Source organism: Thalassobacillus sp. B23F22_16 (assembly GCF_043496955.1).
Lineage (GTDB): Bacteria > Bacillota > Bacilli > Bacillales > Halobacillaceae > Thalassobacillus > Thalassobacillus devorans_A.
This window is the reverse complement of the sequence record NZ_JBIEKD010000010.1, coordinates 119506-130875: the sequence shown is the minus strand read 5'-3', so window position 1 is coordinate 130875 and position 11370 is coordinate 119506. Positions and strand designations below refer to the sequence as shown.

At 41.3% G+C, this 11370-nt stretch carries 16 protein-coding genes; 8 read left to right on the top strand and 8 right to left on the bottom strand.

Annotated elements, in window-relative coordinates; genetic code table 11:
• Window positions 1-151: 151 nt before the first annotated feature.
• Window positions 152-289: a hypothetical protein gene (locus tag ACGTNI_RS10170; RefSeq protein ID WP_394462064.1), complete on the bottom strand. Its 138-nt coding sequence runs from the start codon at window positions 287-289 to the stop codon at window positions 152-154.
• 137 nt (window positions 290-426) lie between these two features.
• Window positions 427-585 carry a hypothetical protein gene (locus ACGTNI_RS10165; protein WP_166761401.1) on the bottom strand — a complete coding sequence of 53 codons (159 nt, stop codon included), beginning with the start codon at window positions 583-585 and terminating at the stop codon, window positions 427-429.
• Between the two features lie 149 nt (window positions 586-734).
• Here ACGTNI_RS10165 and ACGTNI_RS10160 point away from each other — a divergent pair, with 149 nt between their 5' ends.
• The 6 genes from ACGTNI_RS10160 to ACGTNI_RS10135 all read left to right on the top strand — a co-directional run bounded on the left by ACGTNI_RS10160 (window position 735) and on the right by ACGTNI_RS10135 (window position 6073).
• Complete coding sequence (locus ACGTNI_RS10160; RefSeq protein ID WP_062447485.1) at window positions 735-974, top strand: hypothetical protein; 240 nt, start codon at window positions 735-737, stop codon at window positions 972-974.
• A 237-nt stretch (window positions 975-1211) separates the two neighbouring features.
• Complete coding sequence (locus tag ACGTNI_RS10155; RefSeq protein ID WP_062441053.1) at window positions 1212-1397, top strand: hypothetical protein; 186 nt, start codon at window positions 1212-1214, stop codon at window positions 1395-1397.
• A 45-nt stretch (window positions 1398-1442) separates the two neighbouring features.
• A complete protein-coding gene (locus tag ACGTNI_RS10150) occupies window positions 1443-1745 on the top strand; it encodes a DUF4212 domain-containing protein (protein ID WP_394462061.1) in 303 nt (100 codons plus the stop codon).
• A gap of 52 nt (window positions 1746-1797) precedes the next feature.
• Complete coding sequence (locus tag ACGTNI_RS10145; RefSeq protein ID WP_394462059.1) at window positions 1798-3477, top strand: sodium:solute symporter family protein; 1680 nt, start codon at window positions 1798-1800, stop codon at window positions 3475-3477.
• Entirely contained in the window at window positions 3443-5386 is a 1944-nt protein-coding gene (locus tag ACGTNI_RS10140) for a DUF294 nucleotidyltransferase-like domain-containing protein (protein WP_394462057.1), read from the top strand. Before ACGTNI_RS10145 ends, ACGTNI_RS10140 begins: the two co-directional genes overlap by 35 nt.
• Window positions 5387-5413: 27 nt before the next feature.
• Entirely contained in the window at window positions 5414-6073 is a 660-nt protein-coding gene (locus ACGTNI_RS10135; RefSeq protein WP_394462055.1) for a 3'-5' exonuclease, read from the top strand.
• 632 nt (window positions 6074-6705) lie between these two features.
• Here ACGTNI_RS10135 and ACGTNI_RS10130 read toward each other — a convergent pair.
• On the bottom strand, window positions 6706-7155 hold the full coding sequence (locus ACGTNI_RS10130) for a hypothetical protein (RefSeq protein ID WP_394462053.1): 450 nt from the start codon (window positions 7153-7155) through the stop codon (window positions 6706-6708).
• Window positions 7156-7450: 295 nt separating this feature from the next.
• On the opposite strand from ACGTNI_RS10130, the gene ACGTNI_RS10125 reads away from it, so the two are divergent.
• On the top strand, window positions 7451-7657 hold the full coding sequence (locus ACGTNI_RS10125; protein WP_394462051.1) for a hypothetical protein: 207 nt from the start codon (window positions 7451-7453) through the stop codon (window positions 7655-7657).
• Window positions 7650-9323 carry a SulP family inorganic anion transporter gene (locus ACGTNI_RS10120; RefSeq protein ID WP_394462049.1) on the top strand — a complete coding sequence of 558 codons (1674 nt, stop codon included), beginning with the start codon at window positions 7650-7652 and terminating at the stop codon, window positions 9321-9323. The genes ACGTNI_RS10125 and ACGTNI_RS10120 overlap by 8 nt, the downstream gene beginning before the upstream one ends.
• A gap of 121 nt (window positions 9324-9444) precedes the next feature.
• Here ACGTNI_RS10120 and gvpU read toward each other — a convergent pair whose 3' ends face one another.
• Genes gvpU through ACGTNI_RS10095 form a run of 5 tightly spaced genes read right to left on the bottom strand, consistent with a single transcriptional unit; the run spans window position 9445 to window position 11366 of the window.
• The gene (gvpU, locus tag ACGTNI_RS10115) at window positions 9445-9819 is read right to left on the bottom strand and encodes a gas vesicle accessory protein GvpU (protein ID WP_394462047.1); all 375 of its coding nucleotides are present in this window, start codon (window positions 9817-9819) and stop codon (window positions 9445-9447) included.
• 26 nt (window positions 9820-9845) lie between these two features.
• Window positions 9846-10433 (bottom strand): YtxH domain-containing protein, encoded by a 588-nt coding sequence (locus ACGTNI_RS10110; protein WP_394462045.1) that lies wholly within the window; start codon window positions 10431-10433, stop codon window positions 9846-9848.
• A 50-nt stretch (window positions 10434-10483) separates the two neighbouring features.
• Window positions 10484-10804, bottom strand: coding sequence for a gas vesicle protein (locus ACGTNI_RS10105; protein ID WP_394462043.1), 321 nt, complete (start codon window positions 10802-10804; stop codon window positions 10484-10486).
• A 24-nt stretch (window positions 10805-10828) separates the two neighbouring features.
• Window positions 10829-11125 carry a gas vesicle protein K gene (locus tag ACGTNI_RS10100; RefSeq protein ID WP_394462040.1) on the bottom strand — a complete coding sequence of 99 codons (297 nt, stop codon included), beginning with the start codon at window positions 11123-11125 and terminating at the stop codon, window positions 10829-10831.
• Entirely contained in the window at window positions 11109-11366 is a 258-nt protein-coding gene (locus ACGTNI_RS10095) for a gas vesicle protein (RefSeq protein ID WP_062441022.1), read from the bottom strand. Before ACGTNI_RS10095 ends, ACGTNI_RS10100 begins: the two co-directional genes overlap by 17 nt.
• Window positions 11367-11370: the final 4 nt, after the last annotated feature.

The window sequence follows — 11370 nt, the reverse complement described above, 5'->3', positions numbered from 1 at the left end:
TTTAGGGCTTCGCAGTTTGTATCAAAGATATATTTTCTTACGTCAATCTTAAAGAAACCGCCGTATACGGGTCCGTACGTACGGTGGTGTGAGAGGACGGAGGTTAGTCACCTCCTCCTACTCGATTCCACTTTTCATCAAACTTCTATTGTTATATTTTAGTGTTGCGTTTTTTTGTACGTTGTTCTAATTGAGAATCCGGCTGTTGGTCTTGTACATCATCACTAAGCCCTTGAGGATTTACATTTGGTGCTGCTTTGCCTTTGTTTCTACTCGCTTTTTTACTCACTTTGTACACCTCCAATTGATGGTTGGTAATATTTTTTTAATTTTTTCGCACGAACATTTGTTAATAATAAGAAACGAACTCGCCCGAATAGAAGGAGAGTTCGTTCCCTTTATTTGATCTTGACCCGAAAGGCCAAGTTACCCTTGCTTGTTTTGTTGGTTCTGCCCAGCCATGTTCGTCAAACTTGGTAACACGTTTTGTAGTTGTCCGCCTTGACCTGTCATCATGCTGTAAGTTGCTGCTCCGATACCGACGGAAGCGATGATCGGAAGCCACTGGATGTTTCGTCCTTGCATGCGTCAAACACCCCCTTCCCTTTACAATATTAGTTTGCTTCTTCTCTGTTTGTTCATGAGTGTGAACTATTACCAAAACAGATTTATGTAATGAAGATGTTTGATGCCTTTATCACCTGGGAACTGATTTTAAAAAAGGAGGAATGTATATGACAAACAGTGGGTTCAATACATTAAAACCTGGAAATAACTATTCTGCTCAGGAACTGGATAGTTTTGTATCAACAAAGGACGTTTTGCTTCTTTCTAACAATGGAAGCCAATTATTTACTGAGCCGGATCGTGAGTATAAAGTTACGCAGGAATTTGAAGGTTTCTTTGAACATTCTTCTCAAGACGGAGAGAAATATTATCGAGAAAAGAAAGCATATGTTGTAGAAAAAGCATAAAAAATTCTTTCACCCCAGGATAGCCTTACAGAGGCTATCCTGGGGTGTTTTAGTACAGTTTTGCTCATTTTTTTAGTGATATATAACTTGACAAATAAACTCGAACTTTAGAATAATAGCAATATAATTAATTTTCTGTCATTTAATAATGCACTAAAGGATGGAGGGATGTCGTATAAGCGCTGTTTAACTATTCTGCTTCTTATTTTGATAACGCTTTCACAAGGTGGTTGGAAAATGGTTTGGGTAATTATATTTGCATTGATAACTATTGGCTCTGTCATTCTGGCTCTCAACAAGAAAAAGCCGGTTTTTCTTGTTGTTCCTTTTATTTCTGTTTTTTTGTTTATGTTAGTAAAAATTATCATGGTTCCCATGCCTTTTTGGGAAACGATTCGTTTTATTTTTAATTTGCGGGGCTGAACTGGGTTAAAACCAGATTACATACATTGAAAGGAGGTGGCTATTGTGAAGAAAATTGAAAAGAACGTGGCAGATGGATATTTTCGCGCCCGGACGACAATGATTGTGATTTATTTAGCTATAGGTTTCCTCGTTTCTTATGGAGTAGTTTTATTTGCGGAGCCATTATCAACCATCACATTCAATCACTTCCCGCTTCACTATTACATGGGGGCACAAGGGGCAGTATTGACTTTCATCATTCTTCTTTTTGTCAATGCGGTAGTTAGTGACAAGATTGACAAAAAATATGGGATTGATGCCAAGAAGAATGAATCCATCAGCGCTGGTAAGACGCTTGATCATTAAATCGAGCCTAATTTTGTAATAAATACAGTTGTAGATATTTAGGAGGTCAACGATGGATGTACAATTTATAGTCTCATTTGCGTTAATCGCAGCTACATTCGGTCTTTATATTGGAATTGCTATTTACAATAAGGCAAAAGCCACATCAGATTTTTATGTAGCCGGCAGGGGAGTTCCTCCGGTTTTCAATGGAATGGCAATCGGGGCAGACTGGATGAGTGCTGCTTCTTTTATCGGTATGGCCGGGACAGTTATGGTCCTGGGTTACGATGGTTTAGCCTATATTATGGGGTGGACAGGCGGCTACCTGCTTCTAACCTTCCTATTAGCACCACAACTCCGAAAATACGGACGGTATACAGTACCGGAATTTATTGGAGACAGATATCGAAGCGATACAGCAAGGCTGATTGCAGCTGTTGCTACGATAATCATTAGTTTTACATACTCCGTCGGCCAGTTGTCTGGTTCGGGGGTCGTTATTGGTCGTCTATTGGAGGTCAATGCGGCTATCGGTACGTTGATTGGGGTCGTTTTAATTGCCTTTTACTCTGCACTTGGAGGAATGAAAGGGATTACCTGGACCCAGGTGGCTCAGTACATTGTGTTAATTACCGCATACCTGATCCCGGTTATTTTTATGGCGCTGCAGCTTACGGGGAACCCTATGCCATGGGTATCTTATGGGCAAGTAATTGATGAACTACGTGTACTTGATCAGGAACTTGGTATAACAGAGTACGTAGTTCCATTTACAGAAGGTACGAAATGGCAGTTTCTTGCATTAATGTTTACATTGATGGCGGGAACAGCTGGTCTTCCACACGTTATCGTTCGTTTTTATACGGTTTCTACTATGAAAGCGGCTCGCTGGAGTGGGGCATGGGCGTTACTTTTTATTGGTTTACTTTATCTATCGGCACCTGCTTATGCAGCATTTTCCCGTTTCATTCTGATGACACAAGTAGCAGGATCAGCTATTAACGATTTGCCTGCCTGGACAGCCTCCTGGGTAGATACAAGTCTGTTATCGGTTGCAGATACAGATGGAGATGGTGTACTGCAATGGCAGGAGATTGTCATCAGTAACGATATTGTAGTTATGGCTACACCAGAGATCGCTAATCTGGGTATATTCGTCATCGGTTTAATGGCAGCTGGTGCCATGGCTGCAGCATTATCCACTGCTGGTGGTCTTATGATCGCCATCTCAGCTGCGCTCTCTCATGATATTTACTATCGTTCCATCAACCCGAATGCAAGCGAAAAGAAGCGTCTGCTGGTTGGCCGCTGGTCGATTGTATTAGCTACTGTTATTGCTGGTTTGATTGCATTGAATCCTCCGGGGGCAATCACTCAAATTGTTGCCTGGGCGTTTGCGCTGGCTTCAGGTTCTTTCTTCCCGGCACTATTGCTAGGTGTTTGGTGGAAACGTTCCAATGGTCCTGGTGTTATTGCCGGTATGATTGTCGGTTTATCAGTAACGCTCGGTTATATCTTTGCAGCTAAATATGGCGGCTTTACTGTCCTTGGAATTATTGACACAGGGGCTGGTGTCTTTGGTGCAGCTGCTGCCATTTTAACTAATATTATTGTTTCATTGGCGACTAAAGAACCGACGCGTGAAGCTCAGGAAGAGGTCATTGATCTCCGTTATCCAGAGCAAATGACTTATCGAGATGGAGAGGTATGGATGGATGATTCACAAGACGTACCAGACTCCACCAAATAGTTGTCGGGTACGTGAAAAAGTCCGTCATCAGCCGCTTTTTCAGAAGCTTTCCGACGGTTATTTCCGGGAGCTGTATACCCGTTGTGAAGAACGAATGTACCCGGAAGGGGAGATCATCGCCCATGCCAGAAAACGGCGTGAGGGCATTTTAATCATTACTTCAGGGAATGCGGAAGTATATGCAGCGGCTGACGATAAAGATACAGGTGAAGTGCTGGAGGTTGTCCAGGAAGGAGGAATTCTTGGTCTTGGCAGCCTAAGCAATTTTCTCGGTATAAGTGATGATGATACCTACGCTTATATGGTTGAGATCAGGGCGATTGAAACCGTAGTAGGACTCTATATTCCTTATGGGGTATTAGAGGAATTATGGAGAAGAGAAGATATCCGTAATTATTTCCTTCACCAGGTAGTTTCAAGGCTAAAAGATGTCTATGTTTCCTTGGCGGAACAAGTAAGACTCGCTCATGAATTAGGAGAGAGCGAACCGTTTCTTTTACGTGTACAGGATATCATGACCCGGCCGGCAACTACTGTAGACCGTCATGTCACTATACAGAAAGCAGCAGAAACGATGCTTAAAGAAGATGCAAGCTCTATTGTAATTACGAAGGGTGGGAGCCTGGAAGGCATCATCACGGAGAAAGACTTCGTAAGCCGTGTCGTCGCTCGTAACAAAACGGTAAATGACCTGGCTGAAAGTATCATGACAGAGCAGCCATATCATATCCACCGCGCCGATTATTACTATCATGCGTTATCGGAAATGATTTTGAGAGGGGTTAAACATCTTCCTGTATTAGATGACGAAAAAAAAGTGGCAGGTATGATAACAATGGCTGATCTACTAAGAAAGAAAAATCGTCAAATGTTCTCTGCCTTAAAAAAGGTGGAGGAGACAGGGGCACATGAGTTAAATGAAGTGAAAAAGGAAATTTATGATATCTTAGCTTTGCTGATTCGTGATAATGTACCTTCTTTGCATATACTGGATGTGCTTACAGAACTTTACGATCGACTGACTAAGCGGGCCGTAGCAATTGCTGTTGATACACTTAAAGTTCAAGGATCGGGGAATCCTCCGTCAGCGTTTGTCTGGTATCAAATGGGGAGCTCAGGGCGGGGCGAACAATTCGTTCTGACGGATCAGGATCACTTTCTTGTCTATGAAGAGGTCGAGGAGAACAAGAAAGAAGAGGTAGAAGACTATTTTTCACGACTTGGAAAAGAAATTACGAATAACCTGGAGAAAGCCGGGTACGAAAGATGTAAAGGAAACATGATGGCCAGTGAACCCATGTGGAGAGGATCTCTGGGCAGGTGGAGAGAAACTTTAAGAAGGTGGTCCATAAGGTCGACCAATGACACCTTACTTCTTGCTCAGAACTTCTTCTCTTTTCGTAAGTTATATGGGTCAGAGGAGCTGCATGCAGATTTCCTTGAAACAGTACAGGAAGAGGTCAGACGTTCGAGTATCTTTTTATATCGGCTGGCTCAAGTGGAGAAAGAAAATCAGATTCCCAGTCTGGAACAGCCAATACGAGCACTTTTACGTATAGACCGTAAACAGTTGGATCTAAAAAGAGAAGTATTATTTCCGTTTCACCATGCTTTGCAGATTTTATCGCTATCCAATCAGATTCTGGAAGGGACAACCTTAGAAAAATTGGGGGCGTTAGTAGAGAAAGACGTCATTACTGATTGGTTTGCAACTGATTTGAAACATGCCTTAACTCAGGTGATGGAATTTTATATTAAGCAAAAATGGGAAAGCATAACAGCAGGAAAGCCGCCGTCATCGGTTCTTACTTTCTCCCAGCTTTCAACCAAAGAAAAAGAAAAATTGATACGGGCCTTGAAAGAGATGAGGAAACTGCAATCAACGATGTTAAGCCAGTACTCATTGTAATGGTAAGGGAAGTGGAGGCGAGCAACTATGATAAAGAGAGCGAAACGGTTTCATTTTGACTTGCAAGAGGATATTCCCTTATCAACCAGGCTGGAAGATGTAAATTTTCAAGTAGTTGATACGGAGGCGACTGGTTTTAACGTGCAAAAGGAAGATCGGATGATAGAATTGGCTGCAGTTCCAGTTCAAAATCTTCAGGTGGAAAGAGAAAAATCCTATCAGACTTATGTCAATCCTGACCGTGGAATTCCTGATAAAATCGTTCGGTTAACGGGAATACAAAATCGTGATGTACAGTCAGCCCCGAATGCTTATCATGTGCTCAGCCGTTTTTCGGAGATTACGGAAGAGAATGCTGTTACCTGTCTCATAGGGCATCACATACAATTTGATATCACGCTGATGAAGTGTGAGCTTTCCCGGGAAGGATTTAAATTTGTGAAACCCAGGGCAGTAGATACGTTGAGTTTGTTAAGGTATTTATTTCCTACAGAAGGTGGGAAAGACTTAATGGATTATGCGGCCATGTTAGGCACAAAAGTTTTTGAGCGACATACTGCTTTAGGTGATACGTTGACTACAGCCTATGTATTCTGTGAAGCCATTCGTATGATTCAAGAACGAGGTCACAGTACCTGGGGAGATCTTTTGCAAGTAACAGCTGTCAAAAGCAGAATGTTTTATTGAAACAAAGAAGACGAACTCCACTTGGAAGTTCGTCTTTTTTATGTTTTAGCTCTGGTAAACCTCAGCGTTAATTTTACAAATAAGCTCCCTTTACTTGAAGACTCAGTTTCGAGAGAAACTGTTTCCGTTACGGTGGTAAGTGTTTGGAGGTCCGGGAAATCACTCGCTTTCCATGGGCGTACGGTGAGTTTCCTCGGGCTAAAGCCCTGCGGGATCTCACAATGTACTATTATCCCATTGGAGTCTCGCAATTTCCCGGACCTCCTTGCGCTTATGGGAGAAACAGAAACATCCTTATGCAGTCCTTCAACCAAAGGGAGGGCTACTTGTAAAAACGGGCTTGTAACTAGTGATTGTAGAAGCAGCCTCATCTATATCAGGGGTTCTTTTCTCTCATCCTTCGGATGGGGTGGTTGGGAAACTGCGAGACTCCCGCGGGAGAAGGAGCCAGGCGAGACCCCACAGGGAGTGAAAACGACCGAGGAGGCTTGCCGGTTCCCCCGCAGGAAAGCGAGTAGTTTCCCAGGCACCCCTGACGCTATTATGGTATAGAACCCTCACTATATTGAAACTGAGTCTTCCGCAATTCGGCCCTATTGTTGAATAAGCATCAATCAAAACGTTAAACAGAGTTATGTTTTGATGAATCCTTCTTCTTTAAGATAAGCTTCTGCTTCGTTATAGGTCTCAAAGCTTTCCTCTAGCATCTCTCCTGTGTAAATATTCCAGAAATAATCTTCCTGAACCAGCAACAGGGATTGGTTATCAGGACCTATCCATGTCTGTTTATGCGATATTTCTGCGTCTGTTGATAAATTCCCGATAGCAGCAGTAATAATGTCGCGTAGTTGGTTTTCGGTGTAATTCCTGATATTGACCAAACCTCTTGAATCGGCGTCATACTCACTCATTTCACCGGTATAAACAAAGCCATTCCCGTTAGGGTGAAGGTGGTACACTACAACCGTTTTATCATACACGCTTGGATAATAATGATAGTTCACTCGCCCGAGTGACACCTCTTTACGTGTCAATTGTGGAAACTCCTCAATGATTGAAATTTTTTCATTAAAACTAAGCATTAAACTCCTCATTTCTTATCCCGTTCTAGAATCATCTGCTAATTATAGCATAAACCCTGAAAGAGAGGAAAACTCTTTTATAATGCGTAAGAGCACATTTATATAATTCTTATTTCCTAAAACTTTTGATACCTTAACCTTGACAGAAAACGGTTTCTTTTATAATATACCCATAGGGGTTACAGTAATTATTTTTTCTGTGAAGGGGGAGATAATAAAATAACTATAAGTATAAAACGGTAATCTGATCAAAAAATAAATATAGAGACGACTAAACGATATGGAGGAAAAGGACATGAAAAAAATCAGAACAAGAGAAAAGTGTCCGGTGTGTCAACTGCCATTAGAAATAGATTTGACAGAAGCCAATAAGCATATCGTGGTTAAACAATGTCCTAAGCAACACTTCAAGAAGGAAATTCATCCATTGCTTGGGACAACCTTTGAATATTATAGAAGTGAAGATGAAACTGTTGTTAAAGGTGTGGGAATTGATGTTTAAAAATCTCTATCAAAATCATTGGTTAGCGAATTATAATAAAGACTTCTTAAAAAGTGACTTTTCAGCAGGACTGATTGTAGCCATCATGTTAATCCCGCAAGGCATGGCTTATTCCATGCTGGCGGGATTACCACCTGTGATCGGTTTATATGCTTCTACAATACCTTTGCTTATTTATGCGCTGTTAGGATCTTCCCGACAACTTGCTGTAGGACCTGTTGCAATGGTTTCTCTACTGGTATTATCGGGGGTTTCCACGTTAGCAGAGCCAGGATCGGATGAGTTTATTGCCTATGCTCTGTTACTTTCCTTAATGGTGGGTGTCATACAGTTGAGTATGGGGCTGTTTCGATTGGGCTTCATCGTGAATTTTCTATCTCATGCTGTAATCAGCGGCTTTACCTCAGCTGCGGCATTGATTATTGGCTTCAGTCAGTTGAAACATTTGTTGGGGGTAAGTGTGGAAGGCGAAAACGTCTTTGTGATGCTTTTTGATGCATTTAGACGAATTGGAGAAGTCAATTGGATTACATTTGCCATCGGTATTGCAAGTATTCTTGTCCTGCTTTTCTTTAAAAAGAAAATGCCAAAGTTCCCTGCCCCTTTATTAGTGGTGGTAGGAAGTACGCTTGTCGTATATTTCTTCAACCTTGAAGCACATGGTGTCAGTATTATCCGTGAAGTACCTAGTGGACTTCCTGCTTTCAGTATTCCAGGCTTCAGTATGGAATCAATATCTGCTTTATTGCCGATTGCTTTGACTATTTCCTTCGTAGGTTTTATGGAGTCCATTGCGGTTGCAAAGACCATTGCATCGAAAGAAAAATATAAAGTTGATTCCAATCAGGAATTGACTGGTCTGGGAGCGGCTAACATCGTAGGATCATTCTTTTCCGCATCTCCTGTGACCGGTGGTTTTTCACGTACTGCTGTCAACTACCAGGCTGGAGCAAAGTCGGGGTTGGCATCAATTATTACAGCACTACTGATTTTATTGACCTTGTTGTTTTTTACAGATTTATTTTACTACCTGCCTAATGCTGTTCTTGCAGCAATCATTATGGTGGCAGTATTCGGTTTGATTGATGTGGAAGAAGCGAAACACCTCTTCCAAATTAAAAAATCGGATGGGTGGGTACTGGTAGTTACATTTTTGGCAACTTTGCTTACCAGTATTGAAGCAGGAATCTTAATTGGTGCAGGAGTATCCTTGCTTCTATTTATTTGGAGATCCGCTTATCCTCATACGGCAGAACTCGGTTATATAGAAGAGGAAGGGGTATTCAAAAATATCGATCGATATTCCCATGCGAAATTATTTGAACACACCTTGATATTCCGTATTGATGCTTCTTTATATTTTGCGAATCTTGCTTTCCTCGAAGAGCGTATTCGTAAAGAAATAAGCGAAAAACCGGATATCCACCGGGTGATACTTGACTTTTCTGGTGTGAATGCGATTGATGCTGTAGCGATTGATGAACTGGAAAAGTTGATGAATGAATATGAAGAAGCAGGGGTGGAGTTCAACATTGCTCATGTGAAAGGTCCGGTAATGGACTACTTGAAAAAAGCTGGGTGGGATAAGAAGTATGAAGGTAAGATAGAATTTTTAACCTTACAGCAAGCACTGGCCTCCTCAAAGGGATCATTTCATGTATCCTGAGTCCATTTAAAGGTGGGAATGAATCATTTATAGCGAGTGAATGAACAGCACAAATGAAGTATGAAAAAAGCTTGCAGAGAAATCCACGATTACTCTGCAAGCTTTTGGTATTCCTGTATGCTTATTTATCTTTGGCGATGGTTCCAAGGAAAAAGCCATCTACTTCTGACAACTTGCCACGCCATAAGAATTTTCCTTTAGAAGGGGTAGGATTGCTGTCGCCACAATATACCTGGGCTTCTTTTAAGTGAATAAACTGTGCTTCGTCTGAGGTGCTCTTCTCAGCAGTTTCACTGGCACTTCTTAATTGGTCACTTAGTGACTGTGCCACGTCATTTCCATCTTCAAAGCTTTCGCTAATTTTATTAAAATAGCTCTTAGCAGAGATAGTAGTCCCAGTGACGAGTGCTCCATTGACGTTCAACGTAATTGCTAAATTGAAATCATGTTTATTAGCCGCTTTGACATACATGGATAGTACATCATCATTACTCATAACCGCTACCTCCTATTTACTGAAAATTACTTTGCCGTATCGTCGTCTGTTTTAAGTGTAGTTTCTCCTTCATCTTTTTTATTGGAGTTACCTTTTGTCTTAGAAGTATTTTGCTTATTTTTCTGCTTGTTTTTTTCTTCGTTAGTATTCTGATCCTGCTGCTTATTCTCTTGCTTATTTTGTTCTTTGTTTTCGGTTTGCTTCTCTTGAGAAGTATCCGCTTCTGTAGTTGCTGCAGCTTCATTTTGACCTTCAGCAGTTTGCTCCTCAGTAGACTGTTCTTCCTGGGATTGTTCATTATCCTTGTTTTTCTTGAACTTATCTTTTAACTGCTGAGATTTTTCTGTAGCTGTATTTTTCCAATCTGTACATTTTTCGCGAGTGGAATTGCTTAAGTCTTTGCATTTACCGACAGCTGTAGTTGTCTGGGTAGAGATATCATTTCTTAGATCCTTACCAGCTTTCGGTGCAAACAACAGACTAGTTGCTGCTCCTACTACACCTCCGATAATTGTACCAGTTGCTACGTCTCTTTTACCCAATGCTTTCTTAGCTTTCTCTGCCTGATTTTTTACTTCTTCTTTTGCTTGTTGTGTTTTTTGTTGTTCTGCCATGATAAATTCCTCCTTAAGTGTAATTAAATATAATTAAAATATTAGTAATATTATACTAAACGATTGTCTTGTCCTGCTTTCTTTTCTAACTCTTCAATTCGTTTTTGCAGCTCATCGTTTTCTTCTTTCAGTTTTTGATCCTGTTCTTTATTGGCGGCTTTGGAGTTCAGGTAAGGATCTGTCTCCCACCAATCCATACCGATTTCTTTCGCTTTATCGACGGAAGCTACAATTAAACGAATTTTAATGGATAAAAGTTCAACATCCGCGATGCCTACCCTTATATCTCCTGCGATGACAACACCTTTATCTAAAACAGTTTCCAGTACATCTACCAGATTGCTAGATTGGGTAGATTGTTCAATAGCCATGTGCGCCACCTCCTTGAAGTGTGCTTAAAGTAAGTTGCCTAATGGTCCTAAGTCGATGTTTAAGTCTTCATCATCTAAATCAAAAATTTCCTTAAGTTCATCCATTTTGACTTCCAGGTTCATCAAGGCGACTCCAAGACGTTCGATTTCTTCTTCGGTCAGGGTGCCGCCATCGACTCTGCGGAGTGCCTGTCGCTCGACCAGCTGACGTAACAATTCTATAACTGTTAATACCAGCTGTGCTAATCCCTGTTCGGCACCTTGTTCATCCAGGCTGATTTTCCCGCTTTTTTGGGGGCGGTGATCAAGTTTTTGTGACATGGTCCAACGCCTCCTTCTCTTTTTCGAATTGCTCAGAGGATAACTGCCCATCGCCATCGAGTTTAGACTGTACGAGTGTCTCAACGGATGAAATCAATACTCTGAGATCAAGGTAGACCAAATCAATACCTGCAATCGATATGATAAGATCGCCTTTAATTGCTACGCCCTTATCAAGTACTACATCCAACACATCGATAAGTCCTACATCCTTATTTTCAAACTCTTGTCTATGTGACATGAAT